24 protein-coding genes are annotated in these 25714 nt (G+C 63.2%); 6 read left to right on the top strand and 18 right to left on the bottom strand.

From position 1 onward, the window contains the following. The first annotated feature begins 107 nt into the window (after window positions 1-107). On the top strand, window positions 108-2162 hold the full coding sequence (locus tag LB552_RS12745) for a sigma-54-dependent Fis family transcriptional regulator (RefSeq protein WP_224606258.1): 2055 nt from the start codon (window positions 108-110) through the stop codon (window positions 2160-2162). 75 nt (window positions 2163-2237) lie between these two features. Here the strand turns inward: LB552_RS12745 and LB552_RS12750 are convergent, their stop codons facing one another. The 9 genes from LB552_RS12750 to LB552_RS12790 all read right to left on the bottom strand — a co-directional run bounded on the left by LB552_RS12750 (window position 2238) and on the right by LB552_RS12790 (window position 12020). Further along, on the bottom strand, window positions 2238-2927 hold the full coding sequence (locus LB552_RS12750) for an MIP family channel protein (protein ID WP_224542959.1): 690 nt from the start codon (window positions 2925-2927) through the stop codon (window positions 2238-2240). A gap of 70 nt (window positions 2928-2997) precedes the next feature. Then, a complete protein-coding gene (locus tag LB552_RS12755) occupies window positions 2998-4041 on the bottom strand; it encodes an NAD(P)-dependent alcohol dehydrogenase (RefSeq protein ID WP_224606261.1) in 1044 nt (347 codons plus the stop codon). 29 nt (window positions 4042-4070) lie between these two features. Next, the gene (locus tag LB552_RS12760) at window positions 4071-5702 is read right to left on the bottom strand and encodes a molecular chaperone GroEL (RefSeq protein WP_224606264.1); all 1632 of its coding nucleotides are present in this window, start codon (window positions 5700-5702) and stop codon (window positions 4071-4073) included. Window positions 5703-5778: 76 nt separating this feature from the next. After that, window positions 5779-6576: an iron-sulfur cluster assembly protein gene (locus LB552_RS12765; protein ID WP_224606267.1), complete on the bottom strand. Its 798-nt coding sequence runs from the start codon at window positions 6574-6576 to the stop codon at window positions 5779-5781. Window positions 6577-6580: 4 nt separating this feature from the next. Next, entirely contained in the window at window positions 6581-7603 is a 1023-nt protein-coding gene (locus tag LB552_RS12770) for an amidohydrolase family protein (RefSeq protein WP_140839152.1), read from the bottom strand. A gap of 87 nt (window positions 7604-7690) precedes the next feature. Further along, the gene (locus LB552_RS12775) at window positions 7691-8059 is read right to left on the bottom strand and encodes an MmoB/DmpM family protein (RefSeq protein ID WP_112097527.1); all 369 of its coding nucleotides are present in this window, start codon (window positions 8057-8059) and stop codon (window positions 7691-7693) included. Between the two features lie 17 nt (window positions 8060-8076). Beyond that, the gene (locus LB552_RS12780; RefSeq protein WP_224523075.1) at window positions 8077-9135 is read right to left on the bottom strand and encodes an aromatic/alkene monooxygenase hydroxylase subunit beta; all 1059 of its coding nucleotides are present in this window, start codon (window positions 9133-9135) and stop codon (window positions 8077-8079) included. A 52-nt stretch (window positions 9136-9187) separates the two neighbouring features. After that, the gene (locus LB552_RS12785) at window positions 9188-10246 is read right to left on the bottom strand and encodes an NADH:ubiquinone reductase (Na(+)-transporting) subunit F (protein ID WP_140839155.1); all 1059 of its coding nucleotides are present in this window, start codon (window positions 10244-10246) and stop codon (window positions 9188-9190) included. A 100-nt stretch (window positions 10247-10346) separates the two neighbouring features. Then, window positions 10347-12020, bottom strand: a complete 1674-nt coding sequence (locus LB552_RS12790) for an aromatic/alkene/methane monooxygenase hydroxylase/oxygenase subunit alpha (RefSeq protein ID WP_224600592.1) — start codon at window positions 12018-12020, stop codon at window positions 10347-10349. A gap of 549 nt (window positions 12021-12569) precedes the next feature. On the opposite strand from LB552_RS12790, the gene LB552_RS12795 reads away from it, so the two are divergent. Genes LB552_RS12795 through LB552_RS12810 form a run of 4 tightly spaced genes read left to right on the top strand, consistent with a single transcriptional unit; the run spans window position 12570 to window position 14717 of the window. Continuing rightward, complete coding sequence (locus LB552_RS12795) at window positions 12570-13046, top strand: hypothetical protein (protein ID WP_224600591.1); 477 nt, start codon at window positions 12570-12572, stop codon at window positions 13044-13046. Between the two features lie 12 nt (window positions 13047-13058). After that, window positions 13059-13367: a hypothetical protein gene (locus LB552_RS12800; RefSeq protein WP_140839161.1), complete on the top strand. Its 309-nt coding sequence runs from the start codon at window positions 13059-13061 to the stop codon at window positions 13365-13367. A 14-nt stretch (window positions 13368-13381) separates the two neighbouring features. Then, the gene (locus tag LB552_RS12805) at window positions 13382-14509 is read left to right on the top strand and encodes a WD40 repeat domain-containing protein (RefSeq protein WP_140839164.1); all 1128 of its coding nucleotides are present in this window, start codon (window positions 13382-13384) and stop codon (window positions 14507-14509) included. A gap of 34 nt (window positions 14510-14543) precedes the next feature. After that, window positions 14544-14717 (top strand): hypothetical protein, encoded by a 174-nt coding sequence (locus LB552_RS12810; protein WP_181174704.1) that lies wholly within the window; start codon window positions 14544-14546, stop codon window positions 14715-14717. A 156-nt stretch (window positions 14718-14873) separates the two neighbouring features. On the opposite strand, the gene LB552_RS12815 is transcribed toward LB552_RS12810, so the two are convergent. The 3 genes from LB552_RS12815 to LB552_RS12825 all read right to left on the bottom strand — a co-directional run bounded on the left by LB552_RS12815 (window position 14874) and on the right by LB552_RS12825 (window position 18682). Next, window positions 14874-15998 carry an FAD-dependent oxidoreductase gene (locus tag LB552_RS12815; protein ID WP_224606271.1) on the bottom strand — a complete coding sequence of 375 codons (1125 nt, stop codon included), beginning with the start codon at window positions 15996-15998 and terminating at the stop codon, window positions 14874-14876. A gap of 489 nt (window positions 15999-16487) precedes the next feature. Further along, entirely contained in the window at window positions 16488-17369 is an 882-nt protein-coding gene (locus LB552_RS12820; protein ID WP_224606273.1) for an NmrA family NAD(P)-binding protein, read from the bottom strand. A gap of 32 nt (window positions 17370-17401) precedes the next feature. Then, entirely contained in the window at window positions 17402-18682 is a 1281-nt protein-coding gene (locus tag LB552_RS12825) for a serine hydrolase domain-containing protein (protein ID WP_224606276.1), read from the bottom strand. Between the two features lie 174 nt (window positions 18683-18856). Here LB552_RS12825 and LB552_RS12830 point away from each other — a divergent pair, with 174 nt between their 5' ends. After that, entirely contained in the window at window positions 18857-19759 is a 903-nt protein-coding gene (locus tag LB552_RS12830; RefSeq protein WP_095768606.1) for a LysR family transcriptional regulator, read from the top strand. A gap of 55 nt (window positions 19760-19814) precedes the next feature. On the opposite strand, the gene LB552_RS12835 is transcribed toward LB552_RS12830, so the two are convergent. From LB552_RS12835 to LB552_RS12860, 6 genes are all read right to left on the bottom strand, one after another. Further along, window positions 19815-20561: an ABC transporter ATP-binding protein gene (locus LB552_RS12835; RefSeq protein WP_224606279.1), complete on the bottom strand. Its 747-nt coding sequence runs from the start codon at window positions 20559-20561 to the stop codon at window positions 19815-19817. Continuing rightward, on the bottom strand, window positions 20558-21286 hold the full coding sequence (locus LB552_RS12840; protein WP_224606295.1) for an ABC transporter ATP-binding protein: 729 nt from the start codon (window positions 21284-21286) through the stop codon (window positions 20558-20560). Before LB552_RS12840 ends, LB552_RS12835 begins: the two co-directional genes overlap by 4 nt. After that, window positions 21273-22361 carry a branched-chain amino acid ABC transporter permease gene (locus LB552_RS12845; RefSeq protein WP_176477098.1) on the bottom strand — a complete coding sequence of 363 codons (1089 nt, stop codon included), beginning with the start codon at window positions 22359-22361 and terminating at the stop codon, window positions 21273-21275. The genes LB552_RS12840 and LB552_RS12845 overlap by 14 nt, the downstream gene beginning before the upstream one ends. 7 nt (window positions 22362-22368) lie before the next feature. After that, a complete protein-coding gene (locus LB552_RS12850; RefSeq protein ID WP_224606298.1) occupies window positions 22369-23238 on the bottom strand; it encodes a branched-chain amino acid ABC transporter permease in 870 nt (289 codons plus the stop codon). A gap of 86 nt (window positions 23239-23324) precedes the next feature. Beyond that, the gene (locus tag LB552_RS12855) at window positions 23325-24557 is read right to left on the bottom strand and encodes an ABC transporter substrate-binding protein (protein WP_224606301.1); all 1233 of its coding nucleotides are present in this window, start codon (window positions 24555-24557) and stop codon (window positions 23325-23327) included. Window positions 24558-24828: 271 nt separating this feature from the next. Beyond that, window positions 24829-25710 (bottom strand): amidohydrolase family protein, encoded by an 882-nt coding sequence (locus LB552_RS12860; RefSeq protein WP_224606304.1) that lies wholly within the window; start codon window positions 25708-25710, stop codon window positions 24829-24831. Between the last annotated feature and the right edge of the window lie 4 nt (window positions 25711-25714).

Raw genomic sequence — 25714 nt, forward strand, 5'->3', positions numbered from 1 at the left:
AGCGATTGGACCGGCTTCGGCACGTCCGATCCAAGACAGCATACAGCATTGGCATGCCTCGAAGGTTCCGTAATGACTGAATGAAACGCGATCCTGGGCCTAATCAGATGAAGATCGATGCTCTTCCGACGCGTGCGTCGTTGGCCGGCAATCAAATCGCTCTGGGCAGCATCGACTATGACGAGCGCGCCACCATGCGCGCTTGGGAAGATTTTCTGGCGGACGAGCCCAAATGTGTCCGCGATCCGATCCGCCCAAGCCACGTCCGCTCCCTCATTCACGACTCCTGGTATCGCAGCGCCACCGGCGGCATCAACGCTCAGGGGATCGAAGCGCCGCTGAGCAGCGATCGCGACGAAATCGAGTACCTGACCCGGGCCAATGCCGAACTGCTCTCGGCGGCGCGCCGATCCTTCGCCTCCATCGGTCAGTTGCTGGAGGGCACCGGCGCGATGCTGGTTCTTGCCGACAGCGACGGCGTGCTGATCGATGCCATCGGCGACAAGAAGACCCTGCATGACGGCATGGATATTCATCTGGCCATCGGCGGCAAATGGAATGAGGGCGCCGTCGGGACCAACGGCATCGGCACGGCGCTGTGGACCGGGGAACCGACTTTCGTCCATGCGGCGGAGCACTTCTGCGCCGGCATCAAGTCCTGGACCTGCGCCGGGGCGCCGATCCGCGATCCGCTGGACGGCAAGATAGTCGGGGTCGTCGACTTGTCGGGCTACTCGCCGATCTTCCGACCGCACAACACCGCGCTTGTCGCCGCCACGGCCCGCCAGATCGAAAAAGCATTGGCAGAGCAGCAACAGGAGCAGCGCACACGCCTGCTCGAAGCTTTCATTTCCTCGGCTCCCGGCTATCGCCGAAGAGATGGACTGGTGATCGTCGATCATCGCGGGCGCGCGATCTACCGAAACAACCTGCCCGACGGCGAAGCCGCCGAAATGACCAGCGGCCCGATAGACGCGGGTCGCGGCCGCTGGCTGATGAACCTTCCGTCGTCCGGTTCGGAGGCCGATATCGCCAGGGCTCTGCCGGCTCATCTGCGCTCCTGCCACATCACACCGCTCAAGCTCGATGGCGACTTGCGCGGCGCGGCGCTGGTGTTCCCGTCGGCGCCGACAGTTCCGAGCCCGACCGTGATCAACCGGGAGGCGGACAAGCATCTTCAAGACGCAGCCGCAATGATAGTCGGCGAGAGCGAGGCACTGCTTGCCGCAGTCGATGTCGCCTGCCGCGTCGCGCGATCGAAAAGCATCGCCTCGCTGCTGGTCGAAGGCGAGACCGGCGTCGGCAAGGAGCTGTTCGCGCGGCTCGTCCATGCCGGCAGCCGGCGTACGGACAGCGACCCGTTCATCGCGATGAATTGCGGCGCCATCACAAAGGACTTGTTCGGCAGCGAGCTGTTCGGCCATGTCGCCGGCGCCTTCACCGGCGCATCACGCGACGGCAAACCGGGTGTCTTCGAGCTTGCCAATGGCGGCGTGCTCAGCCTCGACGAGATCGGCGAGATGCCGCTCGAGATCCAGCCGTTTCTGTTGCGTGTCCTGGAAGAGCGCGTGGTCCACCGTATCGGCGACAACCGAGGCCGGCCAGTCGACGTCCGGCTCGTCGCCTCGACCAATCGAGACCTCAAGCAGGAAGTCGCTGCGGGTCGTTTCCGCCGCGACCTCTATTATCGGATCGGCGCCGTCTCGATCACTGTGCCGCCGCTGCGCGATCGCGGCGAGGACGTGCTGCTGCTGATCGAACATTTCAACCGGAAGATCGCCGCTGCATCAGGCGACGAGCCGCTGGAATTCTCGCAGGAAGCTGTCGCTGCATTGCTCGCCTATCGGTGGCCGGGCAATGTGCGCGAGCTGAAGAACCTCGTCGGACGGCTGCACGTCCTGGCGCGCGGCCGCGGTATCGGACTGCACGACCTTCCCGAGGAAATCACGGATGGCGGTTCCGAGCCGCAGCCGGGCAGCAACACGGCAGTCTCCCCCGAAGAGCCCGCTGGCACGCTAGCCGAGGCGGAACACCAAGCGTTGAAGAATGCGCTGACCGCGGAGGGCGGCAATCTCAGCCGGGTGGCGCAGCGGCTGGGCATTTCCAGGCCAACGCTCTACCGCAAGCTCGAGCAATATGGCATCCGGCGCGGCTTCGTCTGAACACGCAGCAAAAAGAAACCCATGGCGTTCCGCCATGGGTTGGGGAACTCTTACCGACAAAAAGGCAGCGGCCGATCAGGCGAGCTGCGGTGCCGGTTCGCTGGCGCCGATCATCCCGGTGCGCAGCACCAGTCCGGCCGCGGCAGCGCCCAGGCAAGGCGCCACGATATAGAGCCAGAGCTGCGACAGCGCGCTTCCGCCGGCAAACAACGCGGGCCCTAGCGAGCGAGCCGGATTGACCGAAGACCCTGACACGGCAATGCCGGCGAGGTGGATCATGACCAGCGTCAAACCGATCGCCAGGCCAGCCAGAGCACCCGCGCCGTCCTCCGCGGTGGCACGCAAGATGACGAGCAGAAAGAGGAATGTGGCGACTGCCTCGAACAAGAACGCCGAAGTCGCCGAATAGGCCGACCAGCCGTTCTGGGCAAAACCATTCGCGGCGACGTCATAGCCGCCGCCTTTGCCTTGCGCCATCACGTAGAGCACCGCCGAGGCAGCGATCGCCCCCAGACATTGCGCGACCACGTAGCCGGCGAGATCGTTGGACTTCATCCGGCCCGAAACGAAGACGCCAAGGCTTACCGCCGGGTTGAGATGCGCGCCGGAAATCGGCCCGATCGAATAGGCCATCGCAATCACCGACAGGCCGAAGGCCATTGCAACACCGAGCAGTCCGACCTCGGAACGCATGAACAGAACCGTCGCGCAGCCGAAGAAGACCAGCGCGAAGGTTCCGACGAATTCACAGATGTATTTGTTCATTTTTCCTCTCCGGATTATGACGCCTGGACCGGATACCGCGGCTTTCCGCGCCCATCCGGGCCTAAGGTTTTCAGGGAACGATGACGCCGCGGCCGGTGAAGCGCCGGTTCTTGAAGTCGTCGAGCGCGGTGTTGATGCTGGCAAGGTTGTACTCGGTGTAGTGCATCTTGACCTTGCCGTCGGCGTTGAGCTCCATCAGTTCGACGAGCTCGGTGAAATTGCCGACCAGGCTGCCGCCGATGTTGATTTCCTCGATGACCAGATGCGCGGTCGGCACGTTGACGGCGCCGCCATAGCCGACCACGAACAGCTGGCCGCCCTTGCGCACCATCTTCCAGCAGATGTTTTCCACGCCAAGCTCGCCGACGAAATCGATGACCACATGGGCGCCGCCGCCGGTGATCGCCTTTACTTCCTCGACGACGTTCGGCCCGCCATCGAGGACGAAGTCGGCACCGAGATCCTTGGCCAGCACGCGCGCGGCAGGCTCACGATCGACGGCGATTATCCGGCAGCCTGAAATCGCATGCAGCGACTGCAGCGCGATGTGTCCGAGCCCGCCGATGCCGAGCAAGACGCAGTAGCTCCCCGGCCGCAAAAGCTTCGCCGCCCGTTTGGCGGCGCGATAAGCGGTGATGCCAGCATCTGCCAGCGGCGCCACTTCGATCGGCGTGACATTGGCATTGAGCTTGATCAGCGAACGTTCACTGGTGATGAAATATTCGGCGAAGCCGCCATTCATGCCCAGCCCAGGGAACTGGCCATTGTCGCAGTACATATCCTCGCCGTGCCGGCAGTTGAGGCAGATGCCGCAAGAGCGGAACGGATGGCAGATCACGGCATCGCCGCGCTTGACCGATCTGATGCCGCTGCCGACCTCCTCGACCCAGCCGGCGTTCTCATGACCCATGATGTAAGGCAGAAGGCTGCCGTCGGGGTCCATGGTCGGTTTCCACACACCTTCAATGATATGGAGGTCGGTGCGGCAGAGGCCGGCGGCACCTACCCGCACGATGACCTCGTCCGGGGCCGTGATCGTCGGCGCCTTGACCTCCTCGATCTTGAGCTTGACGTTCATGTGCGGGTCGTATTCGTAAAGTCTTGCGGCTTTCATCGTCGTGTCCTTTCAGGTCCGGAATTGTTTCAGGCGCGGCCAAGCTTTTCCGCGCCGCCGCCGAGCGCCGGCCCGGCCGTCGGGTCCTCATCCTCGGCAAGATCGCCGATCAGTGTCTCGGTGGTCAGGATCAGCGTCGCCACGGAGGCGGCATTGGCCAGCGCGGTGTAGGTGACGCGGACAGGATCGATGATCCCGGCTTCGAACATGTTCTGGTAGCTGCCGGCGGATGCGTTATAACCGTAGCCGCCGTTGATGCGCGTCACCTCGGCTACCACGGCTTCGGGATCGGCGCCGGCATTGGCGGCGATGCGCCAGAGCGGCCGTGTCAGCACCGACCGGACCAGGCGCACGCCTTCGGCGACATCGCCGTCGACACCGGTCGCCACCTTGTCGAGCAGCGGCGCGATCTGGGCCAACGCCGAGCCGCCACCGGCAACCACGCCCTCCTCGGACGCCACGCGCACCGCATTCAGCGAATCCTCGATCAGCTGGATGGTCCGCTTCTGCTCGACCGGCGTGACGCCGCCGGCATAGAGGATCGCGGTACCGCCGGAGAGCTTGGCCAGGCGCTCGCGCAGCTTGTCCTGCTCGATATTCGGCGGCGCGGCCTCATACTGCCGCTGCACCTGGGCGCGGCGCGCCGCGATCGCGTCATGGTCGCCGCCGCCGCGAATGATCGAGGTGTAGGATGAGCTGGTCTTCACCCGGTCAGCGGTCCCAAGATCGTCGACTGTGATGTCCTCCAGCCGGCCGCCGAGGTCGCGGGCTATCACCCTACCGCCGGTGATGATCGCCAGGTCCTCCATCATGGCCTTTCGCCAATGGCCATATTCCGGCGGATGGACGACGAGGTATTTGCCTGGCCCCTGCTTGCCCAGCAGTGTGACCACAACTTCCGGCGACACTTCCTCGGACACGATCAGCAACGGGCGCCCCGCCTCGTCGGCGATACGGCGCGCAGTCTCGAGCGCCGTGGGCTCCTTGATCTTGAGATCGGTCATCAGGATGAAGGGCCGCTCGAGCACGGCCTCCATCTTCTCCTGGTCCGTCACCATGTGATGCGAGAGGTAGCCGCGGTCGAAGGACATGCCCTCGACCACGTCCAGCGTGGTCTCGGTGGTCACGCTGAAATCGGTGGTGATGACGCCTTCCGCGCCGACGCGCTCATGCGCTTGCGCCACCAGCGCGCCAAGCTTGGCATCGGTCGCGGCGATGTTGGCAACCGAGGCGAGGACGCCATTGCCCTTGGCGGGCTTGGCCGATGCCTTGAGGGCCGTCACGACCGCCGCCACGGCAAGGTTGATGCCCTTGCAGAGATCGACTGATTTGGCGCCGCGCTCATTGGCCTCGATGCCGCCCTGGATCAGCGCGTTGGCGAGCACGATGGCGGTCGTCGTGCCGTCGCCGGCGACCTCATTGGTCTGCATCGACACCTCGCGGACGACCTGCGCGCCCATGTTCTCGAAACGGTCATGCAGCTCGATCTCGGAAGCGATGCTGACGCCGTCGCGGGTCACCATCGGCGTTCCGATCGGCCGGTCGATCATGGCGTTCATGCCTTTGGGACCGAGCGTCGGTTCGACTGCCGCCGCCAGCCTGAAGACGCCACGGGCAAGGGCCCGGCGGGCCTCGGAATTGTGAAGCATAATTTTAGGCATGATTCCTCCTTCCGCCTTACGGGCGGGTTGTTGGTTGGGGGCCTCGTGCGAGGGAGGCCGTTGCTTTCGACGCTGCTTAGACGGCCGGCGCGTTTCGCGCCGGCACGCGATCCATGATGAAGTCGACCAGCGTCGGCTCGCCTTCGACCACGCTCAGTTCCTTGTATCTTGTCTGCTTGAGCCCACGGCAAAGCGCACCGTTGAACTCCATGTTGACACGCACACCGCGTAACTCGGCGAGATGGGCACTGAGCGCGGCAGGCGGAATTTGCCGCCCCTCCCAGGTGACGAAGACGGGATCGTCCATACAGCGATCGGGAAACCGCTCCAGCAGCGCTGCCCGGTACCGTGGCTTCTGCATGGCCGCCTCGCCCGGCTCGAAGCTGGCGGCATCGTATGCCGGCAGGTCCATGCCGAGGATTTCGACATCCGTCAGGCCGTGCTGCCGAAGTCCGCGCAGGACCGCTTCCTGGCGGCGCTTGAATGCCTTCATCCTGAAGGTTTCGCGCACGGCGCCGAGATCCGCGTCTGCGGCTAACTCGGCGAATATGTCGCCGAATGCCTTGCCGGCTTCGATGCCGCGATTGACCTCCTCCGCGAACATATGATCGTGCAGTTTCACGCGATAGGCGGGCGACCAGGAAAGCTGGTCGAGCGCCTTGCGGACGCCGTCGAGCATGAGGAAAGCGAAGTTGGGCGAGCACCAGTAGGTCGGCAGGCGGAAATCGACCTCCACGCTGCCGTCGCCCGTCATCTCGGCGCGCTCGACGAAGCCCATCTCGGTAATCGGTTCGTCGAGTTCCGGGTCATTGACCTCGCCAAGGCGCCGCCAGAGTTCCTTCTCGCGGCTGTCGGAAACGCTGGCGGTTGCCATGGCCCTACTCCGCCGCGATGCTGAAGGGCGAACTTGCGAACGCCTTCTTCTTCGCTTCGACGTCGATCTCGTAGAGGCGCGCGGCATTCAGCCCGAGGATCTTCTCCTTGATCTCGTCGGTCAGCTGCACGCCGCGTTCCGCGGCGATGTCCTCGGGGATCTGATACGCCCAGAATTTCTCGACGAGCCAGCGTGGCGTCCAGATCGCATAGTCGGAGCCGAACAGGATCTTTTCCGGCCCGATCCAGAACAGCAGCTCGGCAATGACCTCGCCGAAATAGCGCGGGCGCGAATGGATGAAGGGCAGCGCCACGGCAAGGCCGCCATAGACATTGGTTTCCTGCGTCGCGATCCAGCAGAAATCGTCGAGGCGCGGCAGGCCGCAATGCTCGATGATCCAGTTCAAGCCCTGGAAATCCGTCGCTGCGTGGTCGACGTCATGCACGTCGAACGCGTCCTTGCTGAGCGGGATGATTGTCGGGCCCTTGTGGACGTGAATGTTTTTGATGCCGAGTTTTTCACAGAGCTCGAAGCACCTGTAGGCGTCGGGATCGGTGAGCTTCCAGCCCTTGGAGGCGCCATTCCACTCGGCCGTGTACATCTTCACGCCCTTGACGTCATAAGTCTCCTTCATGAAGTGGATGTATTCCAGCGCCTTCTCGCCGTCGCGCGGATCGAAGGACCCATTGATGATGAAGCGCTCAGGGTAGCGTTTGGCGACCTCTGCGTTGCGCTCGATCGTGTTGAACCCGTTCTTGTAGAAATCCTTCAGATAGGTCGACTGGACGATCGCCACGTCGTCCGGACCGTCTATGAACAGGTCGCGATAGAGATCGTCGGCGCTGTATTTCTCGAACTTGCCCTTCTCCCAAAGCTGCTCCTTCGGGCTCAGCCCCGTATGATAGGCGTAGAAGCAGTCGATGAACTGCTTGCCGTGGATGTTCCTTTGATTCTCCGGGCTGCCGTCCCAGAAATGGGTGTGGCCATCGACCACGAAGATGTCTTTGCCTTCAGGTGTCCTGTACATTCTTGCCTCCGCAATCGTCGCGTTGATGCCGTCCTGTTGATGGAGTGGGCGCGCCGCGATCGGGCGGCGCGCCGGTGCCCGGCTTCCTCAGATGTATTCGAAGACCTCGTCCATGTTTCCGAACAGGATCACGGTGTTGTCGTCGACGCGCACCATGCGGCCGTAGTGGGTAGAGGTGTTGACCTCGAAGATCTCGGCGGTCATGTCGCGGCCGAGATATTCGCTGATCTCGTCCATCTTGAAGATCAGCTTGCCGTTGCCGTCGATGCGGATCATGGCCGGCTGGTAAGTGACGATAACCCCCGGCTTCTTGCCCATGAATTCGGCGATGGCGCGCGCCTCGACCGAGTCGTTCATGGTGACGCCGCACTGGTGCGAAATCGTCTGCTCAAAGGTGATGTCCTTCATCGATTTGAAGATGTTGGACTGCGAGGCGTCGCGTGCTGCTACTGACATGTTGGTCTTCTCCCTGTTCAGCGCTTGAGGCCGAGTTCGCCGAGGATCTGGCCGATCCGTTCCTCGGATTGGGCGCGAACGTCGGTGAAGGAAATCGGCTTGGAATGCGGCATCGACCAGATCGGCTGAAGGCCGGTGGCTGCCTTGTCGGCAAGCGCGCCGTGCTTGTTCACCCAGCCCTGGAAGAGCTTCCTGTTCGCCGCGCCATGCTTCTCGTCATTGGCAAGCAGGTAGGCCAGGTCGATGGTGTTGGCGAGGTTGCGCTCGTAGTCGGCTTCAGCCGCCGAGATCACCGGCGGTGTGATGAAGTCGTGGTTGGCCGCCGCGGCCTGCATCAGGAAGCCGGAGCGGAACAGTTCGCCGACCAGCGGTTCGAACACGATGTTGATGGCGAAGTACTGTTCCAGATAATCGGTCGTGCCCATGATGGTTTCGACCGCCTCGCGGGTGCCCTGCCAGACACCGTCCTCCAGCCAGTGCTTCTTGCCGAGTTCGTCGTCCCAGCCGGCGATGTCCATGCCGATCTCAGCGAGATAGAGCGTGATGTCCTGGGCGAGCCTCAGCTTGTAGGACGAATTGGTCAGCGTGGCGTTGTTGATCATCTGCGTGTAGCCGTAGCGCTGCGCCTGCATCAGCGAAGTGCCTAGGCCGAACTCGGCATGTTTCCACGCTCCGAGATGCGCCTGCAGGAGCTTGGCCCACACCTTGTCGAAGGTCTTCGGCGCGCCGGCGCGGCGGGCATTGGTGATCACGCTCTGCACCATCGTCTCGATTTTCGACTGGCGCTGATAATGCGTGCGCTCCCACTCCTGGTCGGGAGCCCGGAAGGCATGCCAGTTCGAGCTCTTGGCAGCCGTATTGTCCTTGATGTAGGCGCCCTTGCCGTTCGAGAAGGAGATGATCCAGTCCTGGATCAGGTAGCGCTCGGGGTCGGGCTGCACGTCGACCGTGACATCCTCGTAATGGGTGGCGCGCTGGCCTTTCGGATCGAAATACCGATATTTGCGGCTGTCGGAATCGGCGAAGATCGCGGCTCCCGCGGCTCCCGATCCGACTGAACTCGACGTTGCTACCATTGTCTTCACTCCCTTGTTGCAGTTGCTTTGGTGTCGCTGGCTCCGGGCCGTCTCAATGACTCGGGGTGGCGCTGGACGACGTGGTGAACCGGTCGAAGAAGATGCGTTCGCTCTCGAAGCCGTTCATGAACAGGACCGGCTGCAGCGCATCGATCATGGGCGGAGGACCGCAGGCGTAGACGTCGCCCTGCCCGTCGACCGCCAGTTGCTTGAGCTTGGCATCGACGCTCTGGTGGACGAAGCCGCGCTCGCCGTCCCACGCCTCGCCATTCACATGCGACAGCACCGGGATGAAGTTCAGCTCCGGATGGCGGCCGGCAAGCTCGGCGATCCTGTCAAGATAGAACAGGTCGGTCGGGGTCCGCGCGCCGTAGAAGAAGAACACGTCCCGCTTCTCGCCGCTCTTCAGGTGATCGTTGAGGATCGACCAAACCGGCGACATGCCGGAGCCGGCGCCGACCAGGATCAGGGGGCCTTGCCGTTCCTCCCGCCGGAAGCAGGTTCCATAGGGTCCGGCGACAGTGACTTCGGCTCCGACGCGGATGCCTCCGGAATCAAGCTCTCCGGAGAACTTTCCTTCGGGATATTTCTTGATGATGAAGGAAAGTTTTTGGGTTTGGTCCGGCGTATTTGCCATGGAGAACGAGCGCGTAATCGTCTCCCCTTTTTGCGTGGTGACCGTGATGTCGACATATTGCCCAGCCCAGAATTTTATCGGCGAGCCGAGCTCGATCTCGATGCCGCGGATGTCATGGGTCAGATGTTCGAATTTTGAGATCCGGCCTTTGAACGTCTTCACCGCGATTGATTTCGCCAGCACCTCCTCGTCGTAGTTGAGAAGCTCGACATGCATGTCGGAATAGGCGATGGACCGGCACAACAGGATGTGCCCGGTATCCTTCTCCGTGTCGTTGAGGGCGAAGGTCGAGTATTTCAGCATGTCGACCTCGCCTTCGAGCAGCACGCATTTGCAGGCCGAGCATTGCCCTTCCTTGCAGCCATGCGGCAGCGCAATGCCTTGGCGGAATGCCGCGTTCAGGACCGTCTCGCCGTTTTCGACCTCGAACTCGACGCCGACCGGCTCCAGGCGCACGGTGTGAGCACCAGTCATCGATAACCTCCCAATTCCTCTCCGGCCCGTCCGCAGGACAGGAGATGGCCTTCCTCTGGAATGTCGCGGGGGTCGGAACCCGGCCCCCGCGCTCGTATGGTCAGTTGAAGGGCGTGATCGTGAAGCCGGCCCGATACTCGGCCAGGTGCTTTTCACGATCGGCCGGCGACATGCCGCGAAGCGCCTTGAGCGGCGATCCGAGGATGTTGCCGCGCACATCGTCGAGCGTCCACTGCTCGTCGGCGCCGAAGCGCAAATGCGGCTGCGGGATCAGCGTCTTGCCATCGGAACGGACGAAGTTGAGGTCCTTGATCGCATCGGCGAGATCCCAGCCGTCATAGAGCGTCTCCCACTCGCGCTTCCCGCTGAAGCGGCCCATCGCGGGCGTCGGACGGCCCTGATATTCATCGGCGAAGGCTTCGACAGCGGTCCAGCGGTCGAGCTCGTGGGCGAAGGTATGCAGCTGCCCATCGATCTCGTCGACCACGATGTCCTCGCGGATCAGGCAAGGCACGAGGCAGGACCAGCAGCGGTGCGGATAGACGTAACCGACATCGCTGTTGAACAAGAGCACCTTCTCGCCCTTGTGGCTGAGCTTGGCATACCATTTCCAGAAGTCGCCGAACTCGGCGTACCAGCCCGGATATTTGTGCTCGAACCACTCGAAGTCCTTGTCGGTCTGGGCCTCGATGCGCCAGAAGTTGACCGGCCAGCCGACCGCGAAGAACTGGCCGACCTTGTGGACGTAGTTCTTCTTGGTGATGCGCTCCCAGGCTGCCTGGACATCGTCATGGTGGATCTTGATGCCGTACTTCTCGAGCGGCAGCATGTAGGTGCGATAGTAGTCTTCGTAGATCCAGCGGTGCCACATCTCCGCGTAGGATTCCTTCGACTTGTCGCGATTGGTGGTGCCGTATTCGATGAAGGTGCCGATTGCGGCATCGACGATGGCGTGGTTCTGCCAGAAAGCGTAGCGCATGTCGCGCTCGAGCAGCAGGTGGTTCTCAGGCTCCTTCAGCGCGGCCATCAACAGCGAGTGGCCGTTGCCGATGTGCCGGCTCTCGTCGGACTGCACCGAAAGGAACACGGTCGGCAGCGCGTAATCGCCGTTGCGGGCGGCCTCCGAGGGCATGGCGACGAAGAGCGTGTTGGTGAACGCCGTCTCGGCCACGACGGTCAGGTACATGCACGCGGCCGTCATCGTGTCGCCGGTGATGAAGCCTTCGCCGAACTGGCGGCCGATGGTCGTCGCATAGCACTTGCCGAAGGCTTCCTCGGTGATGTCGAAGCCCGCCGGATCGATGTAGTTCTCCATGTACCACTTCTTCAGGTTCATCTGGATCGTGGAGTGGCGGAACTCGTCGACCATCTGCATGGTGAAGCCGGTCCTGAGATCCTCGCCCGGCGCCAGCCGCGCCACCATCGCCATCGAACGGGCGGCGGAGATTTCCGGGAAGGGAATGATGGCGAGGAAGAGCTTCATCCATTCCACCCAGCGCGGCTCGACATTGCGGAACATGTCGCCGCGAAGAGCGGCATCGAGCGCGCCATAGACGCGGTTGTCCTTCTCCTCCTGCATGGGGAAGTAAGAGCGCAGCACCTGCTTCATCGGATCGCGCGGCGCCTTGGCGATCTTGTAGTCGGTCGGAAACGTCATCGCTTCCTGGACATAGGTCGGGTTCCAACCGAGGTCGGAAATCTTCTTCGTCGCCTCGCCTACGGAAATGCCGCGTTGCGAGGTAATCTTGTTGAGCGTCAAAGACGACATCGTCATAAGCCTCCACCAGGTTTGAGCCGAGGATCCCTTGATCCGGGCGTGAGACGGCAAACAGCGCCGCCAGTGAGAGTGCGAACGGCACGACAAAGGGTTGCGCATTCAGGCGCGACCGACGGCCGGCTGTTCAAGTGGATCGCGGCAAAGGTTTGTGAGGGGTCTGGCGCGGCTCGCTACGCCAACCGCACTTGCGATGGCGTATCGAAGCGGACCTGCTTCCTCCGTTCCTTCGTTCTTTTAGCACCGCGACGAGAGCGCGATGGGCTTCTTATGGAAATAGACAAAGCAAGCGCCGTGCCAGTTTGGAAATAAGGGCGCATCCGGCCGCTGGGAACAACCCACGCGTATTTCGACGGCAGAGATCGCCATCAACTGTAACGTTATTTTACAATTGTAACTTACGGGTGTAATGATTTTCTTCTATTCGCAATCGCAATATATTTACTTAGCACCTGCAGCATGCAGAAAAATACACACCATCTATTCAATTCTTCTGGTCTCTCTATTATTTCAACGTGACGGCCCATGCGGCTCAGCAGGAGAGAGGCTATGCCGAACGACAGGGACAACCGGAGCCGTCCGCCGCCAACATCCGATCTGTCCGACGGCGTTGCCGGCGATCTGGTAAGGCTGATGCCCCGTGATCTGGTGTTTGTCATGCGTTTCATGGGCGAGAGCCAATTGCGCCTGCAGAGCCACTTCCAGAGCTTCATCCGGGCCGAACTTGCGGCCGGCGGCGTCACCGCCGAAACGCATCCGATGATCCATCTGTTCATCGAGAGCCACGCCATCCTGCTGCGCGACTTCGTATTTTCCGGCGTTTCGCTGTCGCGCCAGTTCCGCGTCGAAGAAATCGAGCGCCTCACCGGGGACACGACTGCGATGATGCGCGTCGACATCTGGGACCAGCTCAAGAGCCACATCGAGACGGCCGAAAAGCAGTTCCAGTCACAGGCCGGCACACTGCCCGGGCTGCTGGCGGCATTCGAGCAACCGCCAGGTCCGGTGCCTGGAAACGAAAAGTGACAGGAGGGTCCGATGGGGCAAACCGAAAGCCGTGACGCGCTGCTCGCCCGCCGCCTCGATCTCGTCGCGAGCGTCTGCGCGCTCACCGCCGAGGCGCAGCGTCTCAACCAGAAACTTGCCGGCGTCGAGATGGATGTGCTGCGCCTAGAACTCGAGATCGGCAGACGCGGCACGAACGCGCAACTGGTGCAGGACTTGCATGAAGCCGAGGAGAGTGCCGCGGCATTCAGGAACGCATGCACGGCGTGCGAGGAACGTATCGCGGCCGCCGAAGGTGACATTGACGATGTCGACCGTCGCCTGGCGAAGACCGTGAACTGACGAAGGGAGTGGCCATGAACCAGCACGCGATACAGAACCTCACCTTGTTCGACCTGCTGGCGAGAAGCTGGTGCCGTCCATCGGCGATCGCCGATCTGCGCTTCAGCGCCGATGGCTCGACCGTCGCCTTCACGTGCATCGACGGAACGGTTGCCATAGCGGCAGTCGCGGACCAGGAACCGCCGGAGCAGCGGATCAGGGTGAGCGGCGATCTCGGCCAAACGACGATCCGCCCAAGGGAAAAGCCGCCGGTGCCACTGGTAGCGACCGCCGTTCTGGCTGATGGCGATGTTCCGCTCGCAAGCTACCTTGGGTCCGACTTTCTCGTCGGGACGGCGGCCGGCGATGTGGCCCGGCTGAACGCGGACGGCTCTGTGATGGAGACGCTGGTCAAGATCGCCGGACCTGCCGTCGCAATCGACTATAGTCCTCGGACGGGCATGGTGGCCGTCAGCAGCGGGCAGGACATCTTTTTGGCGCGCGGCGGGATCGAGCCAGTGAGGCTGCAACGCGACGCGCCACCATCCACGGACGCGCTTGCCTTCTCACCAGCCGGGAGGAGGCTTGCCTGTGGTCAGGAGCACGGGTTGTCGACCTGGATAGTCGAAGGCGAGCCCACCCCGATGCGCGATTTCGCCTTTTCAGCGCACCCGATGTCAATTTGCTGGAGTGGCGACGGCGCCTGGCTGGCCTGTGGGCTCGAAACCGGAGGCCTTGCTCTGGTCAGCGCAAGTGATGACCGAACTGCAATCGTGGCGGGATTTCCATCGTCAGTCCGGACGGTATGCTGGAGCGCGCCGGGGGACGCGCTGTTTGCGTCGGGCGCATTCCGGATTGCCGGCTGGTCGATGACCGCGCCGCCACTTGACGGCGAAACCTCCGGCGCTCTGGAGACTGGCCGCGCCGGGTTGGTTCCGGTCGAGGCCGTGGCCGCCCATCCGCAGAAGAAACTGATTGCGGCCGGCTATGCCAACGGTCGGATCACCATCGCCCAGATCGGAACGCGGGACGAACTCCTCGTCAGACCCCTGGGCAGCGCGGTGACCGCGCTTGCTTGGTCCGGCGACGGACGGCACCTGGCGTTAGGCGCCGTCGACGGTACCGCCGCGATCATCACCTTTCCCGCCCAGATGTTCAAATAGGCCAATACGGGCCGCAAGCGACAGGAGAAGAAGGATGCAGACCGAACTTACCCCTGAGGACAAGAGCAAGGATGAATTCTTCGAACGGCTCGCCAAACTGTCGGAAGAAATGGTCGCCAAGCACGGTAAGGATTTCAGCATGGGCGCGCTGGTGCTGGCTGCCCGCTGGATTGCGGAGAACCGTGTCGGTCAATTGAAGACCAATTGACCATCAAGACGCTCGTGACAGGTCGCGCTCCAACATCAGCTCCTCGAAATTCGCTGGAAAGACCGAAACAGCCTATTTGTCTCGAAGGTGCTGTGCCGACCAAACTTCCGAAGCGGCGATCAAGGGGGGTCGAGCCCTCGTTTTGGGCCGTATCTCTCAGCCCAAGGCGCTGAAGAGGTCGGCGACGCTCTGAGGAGCCTCGGGTCCGAAGAACCGAGTGAGGTTCTGCGCGCTGGTTTGCGCAACGCTGGTGCTGCGAGGGAACAGACGCTGTTCGTATTCGGCGATGGCGGCTTCGTAGTCGTTTTTGACGGCGATCGCAACAGCCAGCTCAGCGGCGTCATACATCGCCAAGTTGGCGCCTTCACCAGCGAAGGGAGACATTAGGTGCGCGGCATCGCCGAGCAGCGTCGCGCCTGGCACGTGGCGCCAGCGATGGTCGACCGGCAGCGCGTAGATCGGCCGTATCACGGGCGAGATATCGGTGTTTGTGATCAGCGCGACCAGCGGTGCGGCCCAACCGTCGAACTGCTCGGCGACCCGAGCGAGACCGGCGCGCGCCTCCGTGAAGTCGATGCTTGATGCCCAGCTTTCCGGCTTGTTGATCGCAACATAGACGTGAACACTGCCGTCCGCGTTGCGATGGGCAAGAATGCCCTTACCCGGCGCCACTGCCATCAGCGTGCCTGTGCCGATGATCTCAGCGTTTGCGACGCTGCGCGGATCGTCCGCCGACAGATGCGTCTCGATGAAGCAGGTCCCGGAATATTCAGGCTTCGTCTGGGACAAGAGCGGCCGCACCCTCGACCATGCGCCATCGGCGCCTACGAGCAGCGACGTCGTCGTGCCAGTGCCGTCGACGAATCGGAGCTCGTTTCGGCCGTTGCCTCTCGACGACACCGACGCGACCTTGTGTCCCCGATGGATCGTGCCCCGCGGCAGGGCATCGATCAGCATCTTCCGCAGCTCACCGCGGTCCACCTCCGGGCGCTTGCTGAAGGGATTACCGGGCTTGTCGAGCAGCACTGTGCCATCTCGATCGACGACGCGCTTCGCGTCCTCGCTGGGACGCACCAGCCGCTCGAACTGCTCGAACAGACCGGCCACCCTCAGGGCATGCTGGCCGGTAGCTTCATGCATGTCGAGCAGCCCGCCCTGCACGCGGGCGCTGGGCGATGCCTCTGCCTCGTAGATCACGGCGGCGATGCCATTGAGATTGAGAATGCGGGCCAGGGTGAGGCCACCCAAACCTGCGCCCACAATCGTGATGGGATACTGCATAGCGCGCTCCATGTCTTGCGATCCGTGCCGACGGAGCACGAAATCGGGAGCCCAATCTGTCGTCAGGCTCGTGCTGTTGGAGCCGCTGGCCGACCGCGAAACGGTCGGCGTATGCGCGAAGCCCAGTGATGCGGGCGTCGTTTTTCGCGACGTGCAGGTCTTACGGCTTTGCACCCGACAACGCAAGTCGGGTGTCTGCTTCGCCCAAGCTCGACGTTGGCGCCCTCGTCGGCTTCAACGATCGGGGGCCGACGTCCATGCAGGCCGCCGACATTGTGGTGCGACTTGATTGTCACCGACGGGCCGCCCGAGAAGGAGACGCTCGCTACGACCGGCTGGGCGTCTGCCCCCGGCACGCGGAAAGTACCGAAGCCGAGCCGAGGGATTGCGACGCCCCTTGTGATGATGGTGTCCATGAACTCGCTTTTCTGAGTTGATGCTTCGGGGGGACGCTGCACCGCCGGTGTTTCGTGCCCGCAGCTATCGATCTCAGCCAGCCGCCTCGGAGCAGTTCTGGCCGACGAGGTCCGTGACAACGTCTTCGAGTGTCACGGTACCTTTCATCGCCGACCTGCCGTCGTCGCGGAACGCGATCCAACCCTCGTTGAAACCGTCGATCATGCGAATTCGGGGCAGCGGATTGCGCGTGCCTTGCCCGCGGAAGAGCGCTTCCCAACTGTCGCGCGTCACGATCTCGACCCGCACCGGATGGTCCAGCGCCTTGGCGAAGGCATGGGCGAGGTCGTTTGGCGACACGCGCTGAGGCCCTTCCAGCTCGACGATCCGCGTTCCGGTCCAGTCCTCGCGCAAGAGCGCAGCTGCGGTGCGCCCGACATCCTGCGTCGCGACCATCGGGAAGGCCTTGTCGGCTGGCTGCAGGCAGCTGCGCAGCACGCTTTCATCACGCGCGGCGGCAACGTCCCACAGCGCATTCTCCATGAACCAGGCGGGCCGAAGGAAGGTTACCGGCAAGTCGAGCTTGCCGAGCGCTTCCTCAAGCAGGGTGCGCTGGGTCAGCAGGTTCTCGTGCGCAGCGTCGGCGCCGATGGTCGACAGGCACACCACCTTGCCGGGACGGGCCGCGATGAGGGCCGCCACCAGCGCCGCGATCACGCGCCGCGCCTCGGGAAAGCCTGGCTCGGGATCGAATTCCGACGGCGGCAGGATGAAGACGCCCTCGACACTGCGGAAGGCGGCTGCGAGGCCCTCCGCATCATTCATCTCGGCAAGGGCGACCTCACAGCCCTGTCTGATCCATGGCCCAGACTTAGCCTCGTCGCGCAAGACGGCGCGGACGGAAAGCCCGTCGGCAAGCAAAGTGCGCGCCAAGGCGCCGCCGACTTTGCCGGTGATTCCGGTGATTGCAAACATATCGGTTCTCCTTTGGTTGGGATCGCGCCGACTCAGGCGAGTCCGGCATAGAGCTCGCGCTCGAAGGCACCGTAGAGGGCGACGACCCGCTCGTCGTAAAAGGGCAGGATCTGTGTGAAGAGCGCGCCGGTGACATGCTTGACCGGATCGAGCCAGAAATAGCAGTTGAGCAGGCCCGCCCATGAGATGCTGCCCGCAGAGCGGCCGTTCGGCCCAGGCTGCGTGTTGATGTCGAAGGAGAGGCCCCATTTGTGCGGCTGGCCGGGGAATTGGTCGAAGCTGCGCGAATAGGACGGATGCGCCGAGCGCATCTCGTGGACGTTCAGTTCGCTGATCTGGTTCTGCATCATCAGCGAGACCGTCTCCGGACGGAGGATACGCGCGCCATTTAGCGTCCCGCCGTTCAACAGGGCCTGCAGGAACGTCATGTAGTCGCGCGGGGTCGAGAAGGCGCCGCCGCCGCCCATGAAGAATTCCGGCCGCTGCGGCATCTCAAACGGCGCCGGCTCCAACCCGCCATCTGTGCGCCGGTTCTGGAAGGTGGCGACATGCTTCTTCTGTTCGCTCCCGATCAGGAAACCGGAGTTCCGCATGCCGAGCGGCGCGAAGATGTTTTCGCGGAAATAGACTTCCAACGACTGGTCCGAGACGGCTTCCACCAGCTTGCCGACCCAATCCATGCTGATGCCGTATTCCCAGCGTTCGCCGGGATCGAATTCGAGCGGCGCCGTGAAGGCGGCATTCTTGCAGGTGGCGATGTCGGGCATGCCGGTGACCTGCTCGTAGCGGCTCAGCGCCTCGCTCCAGATCGAATAGGTGAAGCCGGAGGTGTGGGTAAGCAGATGCCGCACCTTGATGGCGCGTTTGGCGGGGCGCAGGCGCGGCGCACCGTCGGCGGCGAAGCCTTCAAGGACCTGGGGCGCGGTAAGTTCGGGCAGATACTTGGCCGCGTCGTCATCGAGGTCGATGCGGCCCTGTTCGATGAACTGCATGCAGGCGGTGGCCGTGAAGGCCTTGGTCATGGAGAGCAGCCAGAATACCGTGTCGGCCGTCATCGGCGCGCCGGTCGCAACGTTCGACCTGCCGAAGCTGCCTTCGTAAACGAGGCCATTGCGGGTGGCTGCCATGGCGACGACGCCGGAGACGTCGTCACGGGAGACGCCGGCGCGCAAGGCGGCGTCGATTGCGCTCGCGCTCAGAAGGGATGCGACGGGCTTCGTTGCAGCCAGAGCGGGGCTCACGGTGTCGAGCGCCAGAATGGCACCGAGCAGGCCTCCGCGCTGGAGAATGGTTCTGCGTGTCAACTGGTTCATGACTGGCTCCTTTGAAGGTTCTCAGGAGGGCGGCCGATGGCTGCTCACCCGACAATGGAGCCGTGTGTATGCCGAGATATAACGTGATTCACGCGCATTAAGATCAGTGCTACGGTGACTCAAAATCATTGCGTTTTCGAGGTGGCGTCCGTTAGTGGACGGTAAGGAGAAGGAATGGTTTTCGACACGCGGCTCCTCACCGGCGTCGGCGTCCTTGCGGCGGTGACGGAGGCCGGGAATTTCGCCCGGGCGGCCGAAATGCTCGGCGTAACGCCCTCGGGCGTGAGCCGGGCGGTGGCGCGCCTGGAAGCGAGGGTCGGCGTCCGCCTCTTCGACCGCAATCCGCGCGAGGTAAGCCTCACCGAAGAAGGGCGGCGCTTCCATGCGCAGGTAATGCCATTGCTTGCCGGCCTCGACGAGGCGGCAGCCGAGGTGGCAGGTGCCGCTGCGGTCGTGCGCGGCAGGCTGCGCGTATCAGTCGATCCCTGGTTCGCGCGCATGGTGCTCGCGCCGACGCTTAGGCAGTTCCTGGCACGCTATCCAATGCTGCAACTCGACCTATCCACAAGCAACTATCGCGAGGAGATGATGGCGGGGATAGACGTCGCGGTACGCTTCGGCCCCCCGGACGATTCAACGCTCATCGTACAAAAACTCCTCGAAACGCCGATCCTGACGGTCGCCGCGCCGGTATATCTCGATCGTCATGGCGAGCCGCGCTCGCCTCATGACCTCGTCCATCACGAGGCTTTGCTCTTCCGCGATCCTCAGACGGGACTGCCATTTCCGTGGGAATTCTATCGCGGCGGCGAGATCGTTGAGGTCAAGGTCACAAGCCGCCTGGTGCTCGACGATCCTTCCGTCGCGGTCTCCGCCTGCGTGGCGGGTCAAGGGGTGTTCCAGAGCCTTGCCGTGGGTCTCGCGCCCTTCATGGCACGCGGCGAATTGGTGCGGATTTTGCCGGATTGGTCGGAGGAGCTTTATCCACTCTATGCCTACCATCCCTCGCGCCATCTACCCCCTGCAAAGGTCAGAGCGTTTCTGGACTTCATCCAAGAGGTCGCTGCCGGATTGTGATTTGCTTTTATTTCACGCGCCCACTTCGGGCTGTCGCCGTTAGACACTGCGAATATTAAGCCTGCGAGGAACTTTGGTTCTGCCGCGCCCTCTTGCCGAGATAGAGCTCCTGCATGACCGACGACTGTTGCAACTCTTCGATGCCGCCTGAGGCTACGATGCGCCCGGAATTCATGAGATAGCCTTGCTCGGCCACCGAGAGTGCCAGTCCGGCGTTCTGCTCGACGAGCAGCACCGCGGCGCGGAACTTCTCGCGCACGTCGATGATGATGCCCTGCAGCTCCGAGACCAGCAATGGCGATAGCCCGAGCGACGGCTCGTCGAGCAACAGGATGCGTGGCCTGGCCATAAGGCCGCGCGCGATGGCCAGCATCTGCTGCTGGCCTCCGCTGAGCGTCCCGGCCTTGGCGCCGCGCTTCTTGGCAAGGATGGTGAAATAGCTTTCCATCAAGGCGATGTCGGCTTCGATAGCGTCCCGGTCGTTGCGGCAGTAGGCGCCGAGCAAAAGGTTCTCGCGCACACTCATGTCGGCGAACACGCGGCGGCCTTCCGGCACCATCACGATGCCGAGCGTTGCTTTTTCGTCGGCGTGAAGCTTGGTGACGTCGCGGCTCTCGAAGGTCACCGTGCCGCGCCGCGGCTTCACCAGGCCGGCGATGGAACGAAGCAGCGTCGTCTTGCCGGCGCCGTTGGGTCCCAGAATGGTGACGATCCCGTTTTGGCCGACCGCGAGCGAGACGTCGCGATTGACGGCGACGGGCCCGTAGCCGGTGTCGACATGCTCGACGGCAAGCAGGCTCATGACGCGGCCGCCTTCTTGTCGGGACCGAGATAGACCTCGCGGACCTTGGGATCGGCGAGCACCTCGCCCGGCGGGCCTTCCGCAATCTTGGTGCCGAAGTCGAGCACGACAAGCCGGTCGCAAAGCTCCGACATCATGTCCATGTCATGGTCGATCAGGCACACGCCGATGCCTTGCGGCGGCAGCTGCGCGATGACCGCCGCGAAGGCCTGCGCTTCGCTGTCGTTCAGCCCGGCGCCGGGCTCGTCCAGGAGCAGGAGTTCGGGCGACACACCGAGCGCGACGGCCAGCCCAAGGCGTCTCAGGCTGCCGAAGGGCAGCGATCCCGCAATCGCCTTGCTAAGCGGCGCCAGGCCGACAAACTCGAGGATCATGCCCGGTGACGCCCAGCGGCCGTTTCCCCTCCTGCCCTGCTCCCAGGCGATCCGGACGTTCTCGTCGACGGTCAGGCCCGGAAACGACATCGCCTGCTGGAACGTCCGCACCAGCCGCTTTCGCGCGATGCGATGCGCGCCGATATTGGTGATGTCCTGCCCATGCCAGAACACCGTGCCGCCGGTCGCCGGATGGACGCCGGTGACGACGTTGAACAAAGTTGTCTTGCCGGAGCCGTTAGGGCCAACGATACCGACGACACGGTCGGTGTCGATGTCGAGATCGATGCCGTTGAGCGCGACGACGCCGCCGAACTGCTTGCGCAGGCCCCTCACCTCAAGCGCGGCCATTCGAACCTCTTTGCTTTTGCGTCTCGAAGCCGCCGGTGATCGCGCAGTAGATGTTCTTGATGCCGGCGCCGACGCCGCCCGGCAGCAGCAGGATCACCAGGAGCAGACAGACGCCGTAGGCGATGCGGGAATCGACCGGATCGAGGTTCAGCACCTCGGGCAGGAAATTGACGACGACCGCGCCGATCAGCGGCCCGTAGAGATAGCGGGCGCCGCCCAGCATGACCATCAGCGCGAGGTAGAGGCTGGGAAAGGCGCCGAACAGGGTCGGCGAGATGTGGCGCAGATAGTAGAGCTGCAGCACCCCGGCGAGGCCCGCGAACAAGCCCGAGACCATCAGCACGCCGAGCTTGTGCAGGTCGACATTGATGCCGACCGAACGCGCCAGTTGCTCGTTCTCGCGGATGGCCCGCAACGTCCGCCCGTAGCGCGAATTGCCGATGAGATAGGTTGCCACAACCGCCAGGAACAGCGCCGCCAGGACCAGGTAGTAATTGTTAGAGAGCTTGTCGAAATTGATGCCAGGCAAGGGTGTCACCGAGCCGACGTCGAGGCCGGTCGCGGATCCGGTGAAGGTGCCGCCATTGGTCAGCACGATGACGAACAGCGCGCAGAAGCAGAAGGTGATGATGATGTAATGCTGGCCGCCGACCCTCAGCGTCGGCAGGCCGATGACGCCGCCGACGATCGCCGACAGCGCCATGGCGAAGGGCAGCGATGCCCACAAACCCAGGCCGAGCTGCACCGACAGGATCGCCGAGGCATAGGCGCCGACGCCCATCAGCGCCGCATGGCCGACCGACATGATGCCGGCCTGGCCGAACTGCAGGCCGAGGCCGTAGAGCCCGATCGCCGTATAGAGCGTGGTGATGGCGATCGACAGGAAGCGGTAGCCGAGGCCGAGCCAGGGCAAGGCGATGAGCAGCACCGCCAAAAGGATGGCCGTGATCGCCTGGACGCCGGCCGGCAGGGGAACGGCGGCGTTGTCCGCCGTCAGAAGCGCCAGGCGATCCCGTGCTCTGGCGCCTTCTGGCGCGGCGCCTGTCTTGCCGGCGCTGTTGTCGGTCACTGGCATCGACATCTCACGATGCCTTGGGGCCGAGCGTGCCGCCGAGCAGGCCCTGCGGCCGCAGCACCAGGATCAGGATCATCACGACCAGCGAATAGGCGTCGGTCCATTCCGGATAGCCGTAGCCGGCGCTGAGACCGTCGACCAAGCCGAGCACCAGGCCGCCGACGACCGCGCCGCCGACATTGCCGAGGCCGCCGATCAGCGAGACGGCGAAACCACGGATGATGATGACGCTGCCGGTAAACGGTGTGATCGGAAACAGCGAGATCATCAAGGCGCCGCCTATTCCGGCAAGCAGGCTGCCATAAATGAAGACGCCGGTGACGTAGCGGCGCACCGGAATGCCCATCAGCTCGGCGGTGTCGCGGTCCGCAACGCTCGCCCGCAACGCCATCCCATAGCGGCTGCGCGAGATGCCGAAATAGGTGATCGCCACGATGATGGCCGTTATCGCGACGACGATCGCGCGCATGGCGATGATGTCGACGCCGCCGATCGTCCAGACCAGGCCGACCGGGTCGGTGATGCTTTTCTGGAATTCGTTGAACACGCGGATGACCGCATGCTGCAGGATGACGCTGAGGCCGATCGACATGATGAAGCCGTTCATCGGCCGGTTGAGCGTGAAGCGGAACAGGCATCTTTCGGCGGCAAAGCCGAGCGCGCCGACCAGCAGCCCGGAGAGCACAAGGGCCACGAAGAAGTTCATGCCGGCGCCGACCATAAACCAGGTCGCCATGCCGCCGACCATCAGGAACTCGCCATGTGCGAAATTGACGATGCCGGCGAGACCGAAGATCAGCGTGATGCCGATGCCGATGAGAATGGTGACGCTGGCAACCGAGAGGCTGTTCACCAGTTGCTGCACAAAAATGTCCATCGTCGTATCCGGGTGGCGAGCCTGCAAGGGGAGGATGGACGGAACCTCGCCGCCCATCCCGATGTCGGATTTTGTCGCGGGCCGGCTCAGCCGCCGTTGTCGCCGGGCGGCGGAGCGGCCGGCGGCTGCTCGACCGCGCATTTGAACTGGTCGGATGTGTTGGGCTCGACCATGCAAACCTCGGTCGCGAAGGTGACCTGGTGGTGCTTGTTGAACACAAGCGGCACCGGCGACACGACGCCCTTGTAGTCCGACTTCAGGAGCTCCGCGACCACCGCGTCCGGATCGTCGATCTTGCCGACCTTCTCCAGCGCCTTGGCGTACCAAAAGAAGTAATCGTAATAGAGCAGCGAGACCGAGGACTGCGGGCCCTTGGCGGCGCCGAGGCCGAAATACTTGTCGAAATACTGCTTCACTTCGGGGTATGGCGATGAACCCCAGCAGACCGGCACGCAGCTCAGCGTCACCGGCACATCAGCCTTCAGGCTGCGCTCCTGATAGATGCCCGGATCGACGCCGAACAGGAAATAGGACGGCGCCACGCCGAGCTTGAGAGCCTGCGGGAAAGCGGTGAGCGTTGAATCGCCATTGTACCAGAAATGCACGATATCGGGCTTCATGCCCTTGATGCGGGTAAGCAGCGGCGAAAAGTCGGTCGTATCCGGCGGATACTGCACAAGGTCGACTTTCTGGCCTTCCGCCTCGAGCGCCTTGACATAGTGCGACGACAGATACTGCCCGGTCGCGTCATTGCCGACGAACACCACCGAATGCTTCGGCGGCGACTTCAGCTGCGGCGTCAGAAGCGAGAGCACGCCCTTGGCGGTGCTGCCGCTGCGCTGCCATTCCTGCGGCTCGCTCTGGAACGTGTAGTGGAGCCAGCCATCCTCGGCGACGGCCTTGTCGTCGAGCACGGCGCCGAGCGAGCTGTTGCCGGAAAACTGCAGGACCTTGGCCGGGCCGGTGATCTTGGCCATGGATACCGAGAAGTCATGCGTCTCGGTGCCCCAGATCGCCTTGACGCCGATGTCGTTGACCAGCTCGCGCGCGGCCGCGATGGTGACGTTCACATCCGTGCGGTTGTCGCGGATATAGAGCTTGATCTTGTAGGTCTTGTCGCCGACCTTGATGCCGCCGGCGTCGTTGATCTGCTGCGCCGCCAGGTTGGCGGCGCCGACGATGGTGTTGCCGGCCGAAACGAACGAGCCCGACTGCGCGGCGATGACGCCGATGGGCAGCTCCTCGTCGGCGCGGGCCGTCTGCAAAGCCATGGCGAGCCCCGCGGCCGCCATGGTCAATCCAAGTCCTAGCTGTCTCATGCATGTTCCTCCCGTTACATGGCCAACTTGTCATACAACCCTATTACCATGTAACATTGGTGTCAACACGACCTCGGCCTCGAAGCGAGCGGCCAAGTTGCGTGTCGCGCCTTTGGTTCTTCCCTATCTGATCCAGCTTGGGCGAGGAAGGGTTGCAGTCGGTGCGAGGCGCTGGACAAAGATGCCCAACGCAGAGACATGCGCCGCGATCATGTGCTGATGAATGTGGCCCGGCAACCGCAAGGCGGGAGGGCTCAGAGCCTTGCCGCCGTCACAGCGTCAAGCGGTAGGCCTCGACGGCAGAAGCGCCAAAAATCTGCGAACGTTCCTCTTCGGTCAGCCCGGAGAGGCAATCGTCGAAGGCGCGTTTGACCGTCTGATAGTCGGCTGCGACCAGGCAGACCGGCCAATCCGAGCCGAACAGGCATCGCGACGGGCCGAAAATGGAAAGGACCTCGTCCACATAGGGCTGCAGGTCCTGGCTTTTCCAGTGCCGCCAGTCGGCTTCCGTGACCATTCCGGACAGCTTGCACCAGACATGGTCGCGATGCGCCTTGAAGCCTTGCATCAATCCGGCCCACGGCTCCATCGCGTGCTGCGCAATGCGCGGTTTTGCGACGTGGTCGACCACGAAACGTAAATTGCGATGCCGCGCCACCGTCTCCAGGGCAGCCGGAATCTGCGGCTCCTTTAGCAGCAAGTCATAGGCGAGCCCTGCTTCGGCGACAGCCGCCAGCCCGCGCTGGACATCGGCGCGCAAGAGCCAGTTCGGATCCGCCTCATTGTGCACGAGGTGACGGATGCCGACCAAGTAACGGCCATCTGGCCGCGCCTTCAGCTCGGACAGCGTGGCCGCCACCTCGGGATCGGCGAGGTCGACCCATCCCACGACGCCAGCGACGAAATCGGTCCGGCTGGCCGTCTCAAGGAATGCGCGTGTCTCGTCGAGCGAATGCCATGTCTGGACCAGAATGGTCCTGTCCACGCCGGCTGCGGCAAGCGCCGGTCTGAGGTCGTCGGGCTCAAACACGCGACGTATGGCGGCGTAGTCCTCCGTCATCCAGCCGCAGGATCCATCCGCCGGATCCCAGAAATGCTGATGCCCATCGATGATCAGTTGCTTACCAGCAACCAGGGGCCGACCGGCTGTCATGGCG

The sequence above is a fragment of the Mesorhizobium sp. CA7 genome (genome assembly GCF_020165015.1).
In the GTDB taxonomy this organism is placed as follows: Bacteria; Pseudomonadota; Alphaproteobacteria; order Rhizobiales; family Rhizobiaceae; genus Mesorhizobium.